Annotated in this window: 13 protein-coding genes; 7 read left to right on the top strand and 6 right to left on the bottom strand. The window is 61.8% G+C overall.

Annotated features, from left to right (window positions below; all coding sequences use genetic code 11):
* Nucleotides 1-193 precede the first annotated feature (193 nt).
* The 3 genes from Q5H92_RS00425 to Q5H92_RS00415 all read right to left on the bottom strand — a co-directional run bounded on the left by Q5H92_RS00425 (nt 194) and on the right by Q5H92_RS00415 (nt 2,269).
* On the bottom strand, nt 194-520 hold the full coding sequence (locus tag Q5H92_RS00425) for a 2Fe-2S iron-sulfur cluster-binding protein (protein WP_305009473.1): 327 nt from the start codon (nt 518-520) through the stop codon (nt 194-196).
* Between the two features lie 133 nt (nt 521-653).
* Entirely contained in the window at nt 654-1,670 is a 1,017-nt protein-coding gene (locus Q5H92_RS00420; RefSeq protein ID WP_305009471.1) for an NAD(P)/FAD-dependent oxidoreductase, read from the bottom strand.
* 185 nt (nt 1,671-1,855) lie between these two features.
* A complete protein-coding gene (locus Q5H92_RS00415) occupies nt 1,856-2,269 on the bottom strand; it encodes a hypothetical protein (protein ID WP_305009469.1) in 414 nt (137 codons plus the stop codon).
* A 391-nt stretch (nt 2,270-2,660) separates the two neighbouring features.
* On the opposite strand from Q5H92_RS00415, the gene Q5H92_RS00410 reads away from it, so the two are divergent.
* From Q5H92_RS00410 to Q5H92_RS00380, 7 genes are all read left to right on the top strand, one after another.
* Complete coding sequence (locus tag Q5H92_RS00410; RefSeq protein ID WP_305009468.1) at nt 2,661-3,965, top strand: hypothetical protein; 1,305 nt, start codon at nt 2,661-2,663, stop codon at nt 3,963-3,965.
* Nucleotides 3,966-3,985: 20 nt separating this feature from the next.
* The gene (locus Q5H92_RS00405) at nt 3,986-4,396 is read left to right on the top strand and encodes a hypothetical protein (RefSeq protein WP_305009467.1); all 411 of its coding nucleotides are present in this window, start codon (nt 3,986-3,988) and stop codon (nt 4,394-4,396) included.
* Between the two features lie 165 nt (nt 4,397-4,561).
* On the top strand, nt 4,562-6,043 hold the full coding sequence (locus Q5H92_RS00400) for a hypothetical protein (RefSeq protein WP_305009465.1): 1,482 nt from the start codon (nt 4,562-4,564) through the stop codon (nt 6,041-6,043).
* Between the two features lie 183 nt (nt 6,044-6,226).
* Nucleotides 6,227-9,634, top strand: a complete 3,408-nt coding sequence (locus Q5H92_RS00395; protein ID WP_305009463.1) for an acetate and sugar kinases/Hsc70/actin family protein — start codon at nt 6,227-6,229, stop codon at nt 9,632-9,634.
* Entirely contained in the window at nt 9,612-10,763 is a 1,152-nt protein-coding gene (locus Q5H92_RS00390; protein WP_305009461.1) for a hypothetical protein, read from the top strand. Before Q5H92_RS00395 ends, Q5H92_RS00390 begins: the two co-directional genes overlap by 23 nt.
* A 181-nt stretch (nt 10,764-10,944) precedes the next feature.
* Nucleotides 10,945-12,438, top strand: a complete 1,494-nt coding sequence (locus tag Q5H92_RS00385; protein WP_305009459.1) for a hypothetical protein — start codon at nt 10,945-10,947, stop codon at nt 12,436-12,438.
* Between the two features lie 145 nt (nt 12,439-12,583).
* The gene (locus Q5H92_RS00380) at nt 12,584-13,243 is read left to right on the top strand and encodes a hypothetical protein (protein ID WP_305009457.1); all 660 of its coding nucleotides are present in this window, start codon (nt 12,584-12,586) and stop codon (nt 13,241-13,243) included.
* A 142-nt stretch (nt 13,244-13,385) separates the two neighbouring features.
* Here the strand turns inward: Q5H92_RS00380 and mgrA are convergent, their stop codons facing one another.
* From mgrA to Q5H92_RS00365, 3 genes are all read right to left on the bottom strand, one after another.
* Nucleotides 13,386-14,378 (bottom strand): L-glyceraldehyde 3-phosphate reductase, encoded by a 993-nt coding sequence (mgrA, locus tag Q5H92_RS00375; protein ID WP_305010212.1) that lies wholly within the window; start codon nt 14,376-14,378, stop codon nt 13,386-13,388.
* Nucleotides 14,379-14,532: 154 nt separating this feature from the next.
* A complete protein-coding gene (fbaA, locus tag Q5H92_RS00370) occupies nt 14,533-15,618 on the bottom strand; it encodes a class II fructose-bisphosphate aldolase (protein ID WP_305009455.1) in 1,086 nt (361 codons plus the stop codon).
* A gap of 218 nt (nt 15,619-15,836) precedes the next feature.
* Complete coding sequence (locus Q5H92_RS00365) at nt 15,837-16,250, bottom strand: T9SS type A sorting domain-containing protein (protein WP_305009454.1); 414 nt, start codon at nt 16,248-16,250, stop codon at nt 15,837-15,839.
* Between the last annotated feature and the right edge of the window lie 209 nt (nt 16,251-16,459).

The raw sequence follows: 16,459 nt of genomic DNA, 5'->3' as shown, positions 1-16,459 counted from the left end.
CGTGGCACCCGAAGGTCAGCGTAACCTGTTCTCAACGACTAGCCTAATAGTGTGACACTTCCTTTTACCAGAAAGCCCCGGCACTGCGCAGTGCCGGGGCTTTCTGGTAAAAGGAAGTGTCTGGTTTCGATAGGACGGATTAGCTACGCTGACCTTCGGGTGCCACGGCCTGCGGCCTCGCAATGACAAACGCCTACGCGCCCGTAGGCGCCAGGCGCACTACTAGCCCGTCGGTGCGCGGCGTAAGGCGGATTTGGCAGCTGAGGCGGGAGCCTTCGTGCACCACGGGCAGGGTTTCGAGCATGTCGAGCTCGGCGTCTTCGGGCTCGGGGAGGGCGGGGCCAGCCAGCACCTCCACGTGGCAGGTGGCGCAGAGGGCCATGCCGCCGCAGGTGGCCATGATGTCGTAGCCGCTGGCTTTCAGCAGCTCCATCAGGCTCAGGCCCATGTCGGTGGGGCCGATTAGCTCGGTGCGTTGGCCGGGGGCGTCTTCGACGTAAATGCGGATATCTTCAGTCATAGGTGGGTTCAGTGAGAGTGACAAAAGAACGTCATGCTGAGCGCAGCCGGAGCATCTACCGCGATAGTAAATAGATTACTTGTGCGGTAGAGATGCTTCGGCTGCGCTCAGCATGACGTGCTGCTTTGTCAGATTACATGCTGGGTGCCCCGTTCACGGTGGTGTATTTCAGCGTGTATTTTTTGTCGGGGAAAATGTATTTGAAGGCGCCCTGGCACATGAGCGCGGCCTCGTGGAAGCCGCAGAGGATGAGCTTGAGCTTGCCAGGGTACGTGTTGATGTCGCCGATAGCAAACACGCCGGGCAGCGAGGTGCTGTAGTCGAGCGTATCCACTTTCACGGCGTCATTCTCGATTTCCAGACCCCACTCGCCAATGGGGCCGAGCTTGGGCGTGAGGCCGAAAAGCGGAATGAAGCAGTCGAGCGGGACGGTTTCGGCCTCGCCATTATTGCCGGTGATGGTCACCTCTTTCAGTTCGCCGTTGCCGTGCAGGTGCGTCACGTTGGAGCTGAGCACGAGCTTTATTTTGCCGGCTTCGTGCAGCTTCTGCACTTTCTCGGCCGAGTCGGCGGCGCCGCGGAAGGTGGTGCCGCGGTGCACCAGCGTCACATCCGAAGCCACGTTAGCAAGGAAGTTGGTCCAGTCGAGGGCCGAGTCGCCGCCGCCGGCGATGACAATTTTCTTATCGCGGAAGTGCTCGGGGTCGCGCACCATGTAGTGCACGCCCTTGCCGCCTTCAAACTGAGTCAGGTTTTCTACAGCCGGCTTACGCGGCTCGAAGGAGCCCAGGCCGCCGGCAATGGCCACGGCTTTGCAGTGGATTTCGGTGCCGTCGGTGGTGAAGAGCTGGAACGAGCCATCGTCGAGCTTCTCGAATTTCTCCACCCGTTCGCCCAGCGTGAAGGTGGGGTGGAAGGGCTCAATCTGCTTCATCAGATTGTCGACCAAATCGCCGGCCAGCACCTCGGGAAAGCCCGGAATGTCGTAAATCGGCTTCTTCGGGTAAATCTCGGAGAGCTGCCCGCCGGGCTGCGGCAGGGCATCAACAACGTGGCAGCGGAGCTTGAGCAAGCCCGCCTCAAATACTGCAAACAGACCGACCGGGCCGGCTCCGATAATGCAGATATCGGTGGAAATGGGAGTGGACATAAGGGTAAAAAGTGCCTTTAACCGGGCGTCGGCTTTGAAGCGGCCACAACGTAGGAGGCCGTTGGCGCAAAGGTACGGGGCAGGGTTGGGGCCGCCAACGCGGCCCCGGCTTATCCCGGCTTATAACAGCGCCGCCGCCGGAATCGTTGGCGATGGAAGGCCCAAAAAGGAAGTATTGGCCGGCGTCAGGCGGCCGTGCCGGCGCTGAGCGGCAAGGCGTCGAGAAACTGCGTGGCGTCCCAGATATCAAGGAAATATTCCACGGGCATGGCCTGGCGGGTGGTCACAGCGTCGGTGTGGCGGCGGGTGGCGCGGCCGGGCACGTGCACCTCGGCCACCAGTTGCACGCCGCTTTGCACGATGAGCTGCTCGACGGCCTGAAACCCGCTGAGCAGGGCGGCCCCGTTTTCGCTCACCACCTGCATGTCGGTGAGGATGCAGAACCCGGGCCGGACCTCGGCCAGGGCCGCTTGCCAGTCGGCGCGGTAGTGCGGCAGGGCCGTGGCCGTCCGCATCTGCGCGAAATTCTGGTAGAAAACCCGATTCCGGGCCCGGTCAACCGTAATTTGATATTCGGCGCGGAAAGCAATGAGGTGCATAGCGGCACGGAATCTGAAAAGACCAACAGCACAGTTCTCCGGCAATATTACTAACTAGTCCGGCTTAAAACGTGTTTTTGGGCCTTGTCAATGAGCAGGCCGTTGCCGCAAACAGGCGTAAAACAATGATTTATAGTGATAAATAAAGGAGTTTAATGAAAGCGTTTTTGATGGCAGTTAGTAATCGGTTGGCACTGTGCGGCCTGGCTGCGGCGGGCTTTTAAAAATTGATTCCGGTGCGGCACTGACCGTACTACGAGCGCCGGAGGCGCGTTTAAACAGTTGTGGTTTCGGCCGTAGGGCATTTCGTTGCGTAATGCCTATACTTCGGCCCAAAACCTTGCCCAGCGCTTACTCAATGCCAATATCCAAACCTGCGGCTCTGCCCGCATTGCGTTTTTTTCGTGGTTTCCGGCTGGCCGGCGTGCTGGCGGGAGCCATTGCCTTGCTGACCGGCTGCAACTCGGAGCCTGCCGAAACCGTGGCCACCAAGCCGGCCAAAGGGGCCAAGCCCGCTACTGAAGCGCCCGCCTCCACCGAAGCCGCGCCGCTACACGTCAGCGTTTTTCTGGAATATTCGGGCGGCATGAAAGGCTTCGTGCCGCGCGGCGGTGCCGACAAGCCAGCTACTGAGTTCCAGAAGCGCATCGGCGCGCTCATCACCGAAACGCAGGTGAACGGGGCCGTGGCCGAGCGCAAGTACTACCTCTGCGAAAACGCCGCGCCGCGCCCCGTGAAGTTCGAGGAGCTGCGCGACGTGGTGCAGGGCGAGGTAAGCCAGGCCGCCCTCGGCACCGAGCTGCCGCAGATGCTGGAAGGCATCCTCAACCGCCCCAAAGCGGGGGAGGAGGTGAGCGTGGTTATTTCGGACTTCATTTATGGCCCGGCGCGCAAGTCGGATTTTTCGCAGCTGCCCAATCTCATTCGCACATCCATCGCGCCCGTGAGCCGGCAGCAGCTGGCCGTGGCGGTGTTCGGTGAGACCTCGCGCTTCTACGGCAGCTACTTCCCCGCCGTGAAAACGCCGGTGCAAAAGCGCACGCTCAATGGCGAGAAAGTGCCTTACTACGTGTGGGTGATTGGGCCGCCCGCCCAGGTGGCGCGCTACGCGGCCGAGGTGTTCCGAAATGCGCCGGCCCAGCAGGCATTTTTTGGGTTGAAAACGGCCACGCCGGCCTTCGCGCCGCTGCTTACCAAGCTCACTGACCCGAAATTAAAGTCGAGCGGCGGCACCGTCTACGCCGAAAACAACGGCCTGACCCTGAACCCCTCCGACGACCCGGTGGACTTTTCGGTAGGGCTTGATTTGAAGGAATTGCCCGCCGCCTGGCAGCAGCCAGCGTTTTTGGCCCAACATCTGCAAGTGCGCCTACCCAACGGCCAGGCCAGCCTGCTGCCCAACTCGGTGCGCCCGCTCACCGACGAAGAGCAGAGCGGCCAGCCCGTGCTCGCGCCCTACACCCACGTGGCGCGCCTGCGGGTGAGCAAGCTGGCGGCCCCCACCGCCACGCTCACCCTGAGCTTGCCCGCCCCGGAAACGCCGGACTGGGTTTCGGCCTGGAGCACGGCTAACGATAACACGCCGGCCCCGCGCACGTTCGGCCTCGACCAGCTTCTGGCTGGCGTCCGGCAGTCGTATCCAACCACCTTGCCGGCCGTATTCACGGTTCAGCTTCCGCTCAAAAATGACAAGTAACCCTGCCCTTTTTTCAACCTATGCAAACCTTCTTCACCAGCCTATACTCGGCTCTGATTTCCATCTTCCAAAGCCAACGCCCGGCCGATTACGGCCTTTATAAAACGGACTTGTTTTCGCTGGTGGGCTGGAGTACGCTGGGCGTGAGCCTGCTGCTGGTGCTGGCGTTTTATTACGTGTTCAATTCAGCCCTGCGCACCGGCATGTTCCGCACGCCGCACTGGGCCGCCACGCTGGCGCTGGCCGCCGGCCTGGGCGTGTTTCTGGCCAATAGCCTCAGCAAAGGCCACGGCGCGGAAGTGACCAGCTACCTGGGCTATTTCATGGTGGTGAACATGATTGTGGCGGCGCTGTGGTTTTTTCTCTTTTCGGTGCTGCTGAAGCGCTGGAGCACGTACGCGCGCACCACGCCGTTTGTAGGGCCGTTTTAACGGTTGACCTCACCCCCGGCCCCTCTCCTCGGGGAGAGGGGAGCCTAATGATTTTCAGGCGGGAATTTTAAAAAGTATCTACAGAAACGACTTCGCCCGCGCGGCCGTAGCTCCCCTCTCCTGGGGAGAGGGGCCGGGGATGAGGTTTTCACGTCAGAACAAGCTATGTCCAAACTATTCATCTTCGCCGTGGGCGGCACCGGGGCACGCGTGCTGCGCTCCCTCACCATGCTGCTGGCCTCGGGCGTGCGCATTCCGAACTGCGACCAACTTGTGCCCGTCCTCATCGACCCCGACACCCAGAACGGCGACGTGACGCGGACCGTGGCCCTGCTCAAGCGCTACGCCCGCATCCACGAAGCCCTGTACGGCGATGGCCTAAAGGAGAAATCCGGCTTCTTCAGCCAGCCCATGAACACGCTGGCCCACCTCAACACCAGCGGCGGGGGCGAGGAGCTGCGCGACTCGTTCGTGTACGACTTCGGCGGCATCAGTCAACCCTTCCGCGACTACCTGAAATACAACGACCTCTCCGTGGAAACGCAAGGCCTGGTCGATTTGCTATTCACGCAGGACAGCCTCGCGGCCAACCTCGACGTGGGTTTCCGGGGCTCGCCCAATGTGGGTTCGGTGGTACTCAATGCGGTGGTACAGAGCAAGGAAATGCGCTACCTCGCCCAGAGCCTGCAGGACGGCGACCGGGCGTTTTTCATCAGCTCGATTTTTGGCGGGACGGGCGCGGCCGGCTTCCCGCTGCTGGTGAAAAACCTGCGCGACGCTAACTCCCCGCTGGCCCACCCCGAAATCCGCCGCCGCCTCAAAGCCGGCGCGCTGGTGATGCTGCCCTATTTTAAGCTGCAGGACCCCTCGGCCGACGAGAAAGCCGGTGGCCAGGATTTTATTGATTCCAACACCTTCATAACGAAAACGAAAACGGCCCTCTCATACTACGCCGACAACCTGCAAGGGCTGGAAGCCATGTACTACCTCGGCGACCAGCCCGGCCAGCCGCTGGCCAACCACCCCGGCCGCGCCGAGCAGCGCAACCAAGCCCATTTGCTCGAAATGCTGGGCGCGCTCTCCATCCAGCACTTCATGGAAGTGCCCGACAACCAGCTCGACGCCAACCAGCCCCTCCACCACGAATACGGTCTGAAGTCCGACAGTACCGACATCGACTTCGGCCAGCTGCCCAGCGACATGCGCCAGGAAGTGGCCCGCCCGCTCATCCAGCTGCACTACTTCGCCCGCTACTTCCTCAAGCACACGCCCGAGGATGCCAAAGCGCCCTACTACGAGGCTGGCGACCTCTCGGCCCAGTTGCGCAACAACCGCGCCCTGCGCGAGCTGACCGACTTTTTCGGCGAGTACAACGAGTGGCTGCGCGAGCTGGGCGTGAATCAGCGCCGCTACACCGCCATCCGCGCCGACGAGATGGATTTCAACAAAATGGTAACCGATAAAACGGTTGAAACTGGCATTTTCAGCAAAGGCATCACGCCCGGCTTCTTCCGCGATGAGCTGACGAAAGCGGTGGGCAAGGCTACGCTGAGCAACCCGACGGAGAATGAGGCACTGCGCTGGGTAGTGAAGGCCTTTGAGGAAGCGACGGGCGAGATTCTGGACAAGAAGCTGCAATACTCCTAACGTCAACCTCACCCCCTGACCCCCTCTCCAAAAAAGAGGGGGCACCGGACAAGAATTAAGATGCCTGAAAAGGCACAATCAATAAACTTAGCAAATACCTGACGTCAGCGCATTGCCGGTGCCCCCTCTTTTTTGGAGAGGGGGTCAGGGGGTGAGGTTGACGTGAGGCCGAAAACAACCTTCATGGCTAAAATCCTGCGTTTGCACGATACCGGCTCCAGCACCCACGAGGGCTGGGGGCCGACTGGTAAAATTGGCCCCCACGAAGTGGAGCGCCTGCTCGACCCGCAAGGCGGCCGCGCCGCCAAGGTGGCGGTTTCGATTCCCTCGCCTTTCGCCCGCATGCACTTGGTGGAGACGGCCTTGCGTTTCGTGACGCAAGGCGGTGCGGCTCAGGATTCGGTGTACCACCAGCTGGTGAGCCACTTCTGGGACGTGTGGGAAATGGTGTTCAACTTCCACCAGCGCAAGCTGGCCAGCCAGCGGCTGCAAATCCGGGCCTGGCGCAAGGACGAGGAGTTGGCCAACCTGCGAGCCAACCCTGCCACCCGCCCGCTGGCCGATGTGCTGGCCCTGTACCTCGATGGCCGCTTCGCGAAGCTGACCGAGATGCACCTCATCTACTTCCCTGGGGCCAATGGCGTGCCGCAGCTTATCGGTGGCACCTCGCCGCTCACGCTTTTTTTTCCGGCCCCGAATGTAAAGCCGCTGCCGGTGCAGCGCCCGCAGGGTGGGGGCTATTATTTTGATAACCAATACGTGCCGCTGGCCAACCGCGAAGCCGCCTTCCGCGACTACGTGTACCAGGAGTTTGTGGGCGACCCGGCCCTGACGGCCATGGCCCCGTTGGTGCGCGACACGCTGGACCGCGGCATGCTGCAAAAGTGGGCTATGGACGGCACCGCTAGTCTCAGCAATTTCCCGGTACTGACCGACGCCTCGAACAACCAAATTGACGTAGCCGGCGTGCTGCTGCGCGTGCGGCCTGATGAAGGCACCGTGCGCGGCTCCGACCTGTTCATCCGACCCACGCGGGCGGGGGTGGCGGGGCCGCTGCCCATTGTGCTGCGCCCGGGCCTCAAGGCTGTGGGCAAGAAGTACTACAACGAGACGCTGTTTGCTGACAGCGGGGCCACCGTGCCAGCTTCCGATGCCCGGCCGCTGAAAGAGCGCACGCTGCCCGGCCCGGAATTGCCGTACCCGTACTTGACGGTGAACGACTTGCTGGAAGAAACCCTGCTGGCCGTGCCGTATGAGGTGGATGAGACAAAGTTCTTCAGTGGCAACCTGAAAATTGCGCCCGGCTTCCGGCCTAGCAACTGGCCGCTGCTGCCCATCAAGCCGGCTTATTTCGACTATTTCACGCAGCAGGATTTGGCCGAGCACCTCACGCTGGAGCTGGAATCGGCCTGCATTCGAGTGCGGCTGCGGGTACCGGTGAGCGGCGGCGACTACGTAGACTACGAGCGCGCTTACTACGACAACCCGCAAGGGGAGGGCGTGGGCCGCCTGCGCGTGACCAACGTGGCGCTGTCGGTGTTTCCCTTCGTGAAAGTGGCCGACGCGCCGCAGTACAACGACTTCTACAAAGTCATGCTGGTGGATGCCAACAACATCGACCCCAGCATGGTGACCAAGAAAGTCGACCTAAAATTCTGGGCTAACGGTCACCAGCTCAGCGACACCGGCACCGACCAGAGCGCCACCCGCTACGAGCGCACACCCAAAACCAGCCAGGACGAAGGCAGCACCTACTACGAGGTACGCGGCACACATTTCGACTATCTCGAAGTGCTGAATCCGGCCCCGGCCGAGGGCCGCGCGCTCATCATCCCGCGCTGGCCCGAAGTGCGCCAGGGCACCAAGGAGTACCGTTTCGCCATCGACTTCGGTACCACAAACACCCACGTCGCCATGCAGGACAGCCCCGGCCAGGAGCCCAAGCCGTTCAGCTTCGGCCTAGCCGACTCGCCCGTGGCGCTGCTGAAAAAATCCACCGCCGAGCCCGACCGCAGCGTGTACGAGCGCCTGTACCGCGGCATCGACGATGACCCGGCCAACTTCGTGCAAATCAAGCGCTGGCAGCAGTACCAGGAGCGCGAGTTCGTGCCGCCGATTATTGGCGCCGACAGCTCGCCCTACGCCTTTCCGGCCCGCACCGCTACTTATGAGGCGGCCAACTACGCCACCCAGGAGCTGAGTGTGCTGGGCAACATCAACGTGGCCTTCGGCATTATCACCGAGGAGCAGCGCCGGCCGAATTATCACACCAATCTGAAGTGGGATAATTCGCTGAACATTGCCAATACCAACCGCGTGCGGGCGTTTTTCAAGGAAATCCTGCTGCTGTGCCGCGCCAAAGTAGCCCTAAACGGCGGCAACCTTGCGGCCACGCAAATCACTTGGTTTGCCCCGCTGAGCTTCTCGACTTACCAGCGCAACCTGTACCAGCGCGAGTGGGACACGCTGTTCCACGACGTGTTCAAGACGACCAACTCCATGCCCTGTATGGTCGAGTCGACGGCGCCGTACTACTACCTCACCCGCCGCAACATCGTGACGCTGGGGCCGGGCGAAAACGCCGCCTTCATCGACATCGGCGGCGGCACCACCGACGTGCTGCTTTATGCTGACCGCAAGCCGGTACTGAGCACTTCGTTTCGCTTCGCCGGTAATGATTTGTGGGGCGATGGTGGGGCCGAAGTGCGCGGCTCAAAGGACAATGGCTTGGTGCGTTTCGGCGTGGCCGGGGTGCAGAGCGCGGTGCTGAGCCCCGCCGCCCGCCGGGCCCGCGAATACGTGCTGGTGGCTGAAAGCACCGATAATTTCGGCTCGGAGGATGTAGCCAGCTTCCTGTTCAACTACGACCAGCTGCTGGGCTTCAGCGAGCGGCTGCTGCGGGCCGAGCACCTGCGGGTGCTGTTCTACCTGCACTTCGGCGCGCTGATTTACCACGTGGCGCAGGTGACGGTGGCCAACGGCCAGCAGCTGCCGCGCTACCTGTGCTTCACCGGGCGCGGCAGCCTCTACGTGCGGCTGCTGGCGGCGGGGGCCAACCTGCAGCCGGTGGAAAAGCTGGCCCGCCTCATCATGGAAAAAGCCACTGGCCAGCCCGTGCCAGCCGATTTCCGCATCAAGCTGGCCGACGACCCCAAGCAAACCACCGCCAACGGTGGCGTGCTCGCCACCGGCCAGATTCCGCAGGACCCGCCCATGGTGCGCCCCGTGGGCACGCTGCCCGACCCCGAGAACCCGCAAGCCGACAAAGGCGAACACCACCTCGAAGCCACGGCCGTAACCGATGAAATCAAGCAGGCCGTCATGGCCAACGCTCGCGCCTGCCTCAAGCTGCTGCTCGAAGACCCGGAGCTGAAGCGTGTGCAGGCCGACCTGGGCGTGAAAAATGACCCCGGTCTGGTGATGAACACGCTGGAGCGCAGTCTCGGCGACTCCTTCAACCTCTACCGCCAGCAGTACGCCGATGTGCTGCGCGACGGCGACACGATTCCCGAAACGCTGTTCTTCCTGCCGTTCAAAAACGCCCTGTATGAGCTATCCAAGGTGCTTCATGACGCGCAGCCGCTCAATTAACGGCGCGGCGCGGCGCCCGTTCCGGCCGGCCGGCTGCTCCCGTTGGGGCGGCCGGCCGTTGCTACTTCTTCTGCTGCTGGGGCTGCTGAGCGGCAGTCCGGCGGCGTGGGCCCAGCCGCCGGCCGGTGCGGCAGCGCTTGGCACCGCTGCTGATTCTGCTGCTGCACCAGTTGCCAGGCCCGCATCGAATGGCACGCTGGTGTGGGCCGTATTGGGCGGCGTGGCCATCGGCGCGCTGGGCGTATGGCTGTGGACGCGGCGCTCGGCCGGCAAAAGCGGAGCGGAAAATGTGCTGCCTGAGCCGGCGCGGCCAGCGCCTGCTGAGCCGGTGCGGAAAAAGCCGGCGGCGCAAAACGTGTACAAGTCCTCGCCGGATGCTCCCGCCATTCCTGCCAAAAATCCCGCGCCCCCGGTGGTACCCACCGCGCCCGCGCCGGCCGAGAATCCCGGTAAGGGCGTGTCGTTTCAGTCGATGCGCGAGGTGCAGGGCACGAAACCCAAGCCCGCCAACCGGCCAGCCGGCAAAGACAAGAAGTCGAAGCCCAATTTCAATTCCCGCCCCCCGTCGGCTGATAAGGCCGATGCCTGGCCAACAATAGCTCCCCGTCCTTCCGCTATGAACCCAACGATTCCCACGCCACCCACCGGCCCCGAACAGCCCCTGGAGCCCGGCCAAACCATCGAGTGGGCCGCGCCCACGTCCACGCCGCCCGCCATTCAGGAGCTGATTGAAGCCAGCGCGCCGGAGGCTACCGGCGTACCCGCCGAAACGTCGGCCGCTGCCGAAGCGGCTGTTGCTCCCAATAACGGCCCGCTGCACTACTACGCCCCGGCCCCCGATGTGCCCAGCATCGAGCACCGCAAGCTCAGTCCCAACCCGCTGCCGCAGATGCCGCTGCTCATCACGCTGCCACATTCGGAGGCCACCACGGCGCAATTCTCGTTCAGCCCGCAGGCCGACCAGTCGCGCATCATCGGCAATGGCGTGCGGGAGCTGAAGGAGTTTTTCCAGTTTGAGCTGCCGCCCACGGAGCAGTTCACGACCATCAAAAACCTGACAGCCGGCAAGCTGGAGCGGCGCGACGACGCCTGGCACGTGGTGCAGAAGGCGAGCATTGCACTGAGCTAAGCAGGCGCCAACCTCACCCCCTGACCCCCTCTCCAAAAAAGAGGGGGCACCGGTCTTGCTCCTGGCGAGTTTGACCATGAAATCGTCTTCACGAGCCGGTGCCCCCTCTTTTTTGGAAAGGGGTCAGGGGGTGAGGTGGACGTGAGGGCGGTACCTTCGGCCGTTATCCGTAAAAGCAGCTATGCTCTTAATCGAAATCCTTCTTATCCTGGCGCTGGTGGCGTGGCAGGCGGTGGTGTTCCTCCGCAACCGCCAGCTCATCGGGCGCATTCTGGGCATGTACCCGGTGGCGGGCGCGGTGGCCGTGCAGCCCATCGCCTACACCGCCGCGCAGCCCGAGAAAAACTTCGACGTGCAGTACGATGCCCTCATCACGAACGGGGCTTCGTCGGAATTCGGCCAAATCATCGCCGATACCAACGAGTACCTGCTGAACAACCGGGGCGCGGCCGCCGATTTTGGCATTTTGAAAGACATTTCCGAGCGCCACGCTGAGGCACTGGATGACGAGATTCAGGCCCAGATTACCACGCCGCTGTACCTGGGGCTGCTGGGCACCTTCACCGGGGCCATTATCGGACTGGTGGCGCTGGTAGGCAACCCGTTTGCCGACGCGGCGGCCAATCCGAACACCGATACTTCGTTCAGCAACGGCGACGTGCAGCATTTCCTCGGCGGGGTGCTCATCGCCATGATTGGCAGCCTGTTCGGCCTGGCGTTTACGCTGGCCGGCAACCAGCTGCTGAAGCAGGCCCGCGCCGTGCGCGACCGCAACAAAAACGCCTACTACACCTTCCTGCAAAAGGCCCTGCTGCCCAAGCTGAACTCCGACATGCAGGCCGGTATGAGCAACCTGAAAGCGGTGCTGGACTCGTTCAACGCCGAGTTTTTCAGCCAGATTCAGAACGACTTCTTCAGCAAGATTCACGAGTTCACGCCGCTCATCGCCAGCATCACCGAGAACGTGAGCGTGCAGAAGCGCTTCTTAGAGCAACTGGAGAAAATCGGCTACTCGGAGTTGGCCAATGCCACTATCAAAGTGTTTGACCGGGTGGATGAAAGCGCCCAGACGTTCGAGAAATTCCTGGGCTACCAGCAGGCGCTGAATACCACCGTGGTGCATAGCAACGAGGCGGCCCAGACCATTGGCTCGCTCCTCAACCGCCTCACCGCCCTGGAGCAGGGCCTCGCCAGCGTGCCGCAATACCTGCAGCAGCACGATGATGCGCTACGCCAGCAGGTGGCCTTCTTCAGCCAGCACGGCAAGCTGCTGGTCGATTTGGGCGCGCAAATCCGACAGGGCGTGAGCGAGGGCGTGCACCGGATGGACGCCGAGCTCGACGGCCGCCTGCAGGAACTACAGAAGGAAGCCAGCGCCGCCCACGAGCAGTGGCAGCAGCACTTCCGCCGCCTGAACCAGGACAATATCTACCAGAAAATTACCGAGTACCTCAACCCCTTCACCCAGCTCCCGGCCCAGCAAAAAGACCTCAACATGCTGCAGGAGCGCCAGGCCAACCTGGCTGCGCAAGCCATGCAGCGCATGGAAGCCCGCCTGCTGGCCGATGCCCAGCTACAGCAGCAACTCTTGCAACAGGTGGACCGGACCAACAAGGTGCTGGAGGAAATCACGAAGCCGAACTGGTTCCAGCGCACGATTTTGGGGAAGAAATAAAGTTGCTACTGAAGGTGAACGGTCATGCCTATCTAGCGTCCACGCAGCCGAAGCATCTCGCGTGCCACCAGTAATTCAATCGTTGAACACAAGAATTATTACTACAAGCGAGATGCTTCGGCTGCGCTCAGCATGACGTTCTGATATGAAAGAAAGCAAGGACTTTTTCTGGCCCAGCTACGTGGACCTCATGACGGCCTTGTTCCTCATCATGCTCGTGCTGTTCGTGCTGGGATTCAAGCGGGCCAACGACAAGCAGCGCGACAACGAGCGCTTGATTTCGGAGCTGAAGGTGCAGGTGCAGGAAAAGCGCAAGCTCGACGAAATCAAAGCTGCCCTCAAGCGGCTCGAAAGCAATTATTTCGAGTACAACGCTACCTACAAGCGCTACGAACTGAAGTTCCCGGTCACGTTCGCACCCAAGAGCGACGTGCTGCCCTACGAGGCCCAAACGCCGCTCGTGAAAGCCGGCCGCTTCCTGCTCAGCGAGATGCAGTCCATCAAAAACGACGACAACGTGCAGTACCTCATTGTGGTGGAGGGCCGCGCTGCCAAAGACCTGCGCTACCCCGCCAACGACCCGCACAACCTCGACGGTCCCGCCGTGCGCCAGCTCAGCTACAGCCGCGCCCTGAGCGTAATTCGCCTCTGGGAGCAAGCCGGCCTGCGTTTCCCCGCCAACCTGGAAGTGGTGGCCGCCGGCAGCGGCTTCCGCGGCGCCGGCCGCTACACCGGCAGCCAGGAGGCGCTCAATAAGCGCTTCATTATCCAGATTCAGCCCAAGATTGGCTCGATTGGGAAATAGAATAGTGGGAGAACGAACGTCATGCCGAGCGCAGCCGAGGCATCTCGCGTGTGGTGGTAAATCAATCGGTCCACGATTTTGATTGCTACCATACGCGAGATGCCTCGGCTGCGCTCGGCATGACCATTTAGACTACATCGTCCTAGCCGCGCAGAACTTCCTCAATTCCGGCCAGCTCCTCTGCGCTAAAAGCCAGGTTCTCCAGGCAGCGCAGCGAGTCGTCGAGTTGCTCGGGCTTGCTGGCGCCGATGAGGACGGACGTGACCCGCTCGTCTTTCAGCAGCCAGGAAAGGGCCATTTGGGCGAGGCTTTGGTTGCGTGTTATTGCCAGTTCATTGAGGTGGCGGACTTGCGAGAGGCGTTCGGGCGTGAGGTTGCTTTCTTTCAGGAAGCCCACGCCTTTGGCTACGCGGGAGTCTTCCGGGATGCCGTTCAGGTATTTGTTGGTCAATAAACCCTGGGCCAGCGGTGAGAAGGGAATGCAGCCTACGCCTTCCTCGCCCAGCAAATCAAGCAGGCCGCCTTCTACCCAGCGCTCAAACATGGAGTATTTGGGCTGATGGATGAGGCAGGGCGTACCCAACTCGCGCAAAATGCGGAAGGCTTCGGCTGCCTCGGCGGGGCGGTAGTTGCTCAGGCCCACGTACAGGGCTTTGCCCTGGCGCACCAGTAGGTCGAGCGCGGCCATGGTTTCGGCCAAGGGCGTGTTGGGGTCGGGGCGGTGGTGGTAGAAGATGTCGACGTACTCCAGGCCCATGCGCTTCAGGCTTTGGTCGAGGCTGGAAACCAGGTATTTCTTGGAGCCCCAGTCGCCGTAGGGGCCGTCCCACATGGTGTAACCGGCCTTGCTGGAAATGATGAGCTCGTCGCGGTGAGCTGCAAAATCTTCGCGCAGAATGCGGCCGAAATTTGTTTCGGCCGAGCCGGGGGGCGGGCCGTAGTTGTTGGCCAAGTCGAAGTGCGTGATGCCCCGGTCGAAGGCGCGGCGCAGGATGGCACGGCCGTTTTCGAGCACGTCCACGCCGCCGAAGTTGTGCCATAGGCCGAGCGAGAGGGCCGGCAGTTTCAGGCCGCTGCGGCCGCAGCGGCGGTAGGTCATTTCCTGGTAGCGGGTAGGGTTGGGCTGGTAGGGCATGAGGGCGGAATGGGAAATAGCGTAATAAAAGAACGTCATGCTGAGCAAAGTCGAAGCATCTCGCGTGCAGTAGTAAATCCTGTCGATTGGATTACTACCACACGCGAGATGCTTCGACTTCGCTTAGCATGACGTTCTTTTTTCTTCAGCAGGCCTAATAGCGGCGGTTGATGCAGTTCAGGTCCTCAAAGGCCTGCTTGAGGCGCGCCACGAAGGTTTCTTCGCCTTTGCGCAGCCACACGCGCGGGTCGTAGTACTTCTTGTTGGGCGAATCGGCGCCGGTGGGATTGCCAATCTGGCCCTGCAGGAAGCCTTCGTTCTTCACGTAGTAGTCCTTGATGCCTTCCCAGAACGCCCACTGCAGGTCGGTGTCGATGTTCATCTTGATGGCGCCGTAGCTGATGGCTTCGCGGATTTCCTCCTGCGACGAGCCCGAGCCGCCGTGGAACACGAAGTCGATGGGCAGGGTCTCCTGGATGTTGTGCTTCTGGCGCAGGAACTCCTGCGAGTTGTGCAGAATCTTGGGCTGCAGCTTCACGTTGCCGGGCTTGTACACGCCATGCACGTTGCCGAACGCGGCCGCGATGGTGAAGCGCGGGCTGATTTCGCTCAGCTGCTCGTAGGCGTAAGCCACTTCCTCGGGCTGGGTGTAGAGCTTGCTGGAATCCACGTCGGAGTTGTCGACGCCGTCTTCTTCGCCGCCGGTCACGCCCAGCTCAATCTCCAGCGTCATGCCGATTTTGGCCATGCGCTCGAGGTAGCGCTTGCAGATTTCGATGTTTTCCTCAATCGGCTCTTCCGACAAGTCGAGCATGTGCGAGCTGTAGAGCGGCTGGCCGTGCTGGGCGTAGTACTTCTCGCCGGCTTCAAGCAGGCCGTCAATCCAGGGCAGGAGTTTTTTGGCGGCGTGGTCGGTGTGCAGCACTACGGGCACGTCGTAGAGGGCGGCCATCTGGTGCACATGGTAAGCGCCCGAAATGCCGCCCGCGATGCTGGCCTGCTGCTTGTCGTTGGGCACCGATTTGCCGGCGAAGAACTGCGCGCCGCCGTTTGAGAACTGAATCATCACCGGCGAGTTCACCGCCTTGGCGGTTTCGAGCACGCCGTTCACGGTGTTGGTGCCGGTCACGTTCACGGCGGGCAGGGCGTAGCCGTTGGCCTTGGCATTTTTGAAGAGGGCCTGCACTTCGTCGCCGTGCAGCACGCCGGCGCGCAGGCCGGTAAGGGTTTGGTCAGCCATAAAATGGAATTGGTGCGGCGGGGCCGCGGTGGGAAGTGAAAGCAGCAGAACGGGCGGGCCGCCCGGGCGGCGGCTCCGGCAGCGAAAGTACGGCCGCCGCCGCCTAACCTGAAAGACCCCGCCCTCCCGAGTTAACACCGCCATCGATTAATCCCCAAAAAAAGGCTGGCCGTTGCAGCGGCCAGCCTTCGGAAGGAGCGTCACTTCACCTCCTGCTCCTATTCGGCCGTCATCAGCATTCGTTGGCGGTATACGCCGTGGCGGGTGGTCACTTCGAGTTGGTAGGTGTAATCGCCGGCGGCCAAGCCCATGCCGTCGAGGTTGAGCTTGATGCTTTGGGCGCCGGCGTGGCGGCTTTTGCGCACTACGCCGGCCATTTTGCGGCCCATTAGGTCGAAGAGGTCGAGGCGTACGTCGGCCGCGACATTCAGCGTGAAGGGCACGGTGGTTTCGCGCACGAAGGGGTTGGGGTAGTTCTGGCCCAGGGTGAACTGCCCGCCGTTCTCGCGGGTGTGGCCATCGTGCACGCCCAGGCCAGTGGCTGAGGCGTGCGCAGGTACATCGGGCGAAACAGCGCAGCCACTGTTTAAAAGGTCAATTGCCGAGTAAGAATTACGGTTGGAGTCGGGCATGGGCCGAACAGACAAATGTCAGGAATGAGAAAGCACCGGCCGGCTTCGCAGCGAAAGATACCCACGGCCTTAACGGAAAGCAAATATTGAATTCTTGCAGTAGAGGATGGACGTTTTATCGATGACATGGTTTAAAGTGCCGATAAAGGGAGGAATTATGCGTCCGAAGGAGCGCAATGGGGCGGTGCAAGGCCTTTTGGCCCCGCCCG

Origin of the sequence: Hymenobacter mellowenesis, assembly GCF_030581005.1 — a bacterium.
GTDB classification, from domain to species: Bacteria; Bacteroidota; Bacteroidia; order Cytophagales; family Hymenobacteraceae; genus Hymenobacter; species Hymenobacter mellowenesis.
The sequence above is the reverse complement of the archived record's forward strand: the minus strand, read 5'-3'. Positions and strand labels throughout refer to the sequence as shown.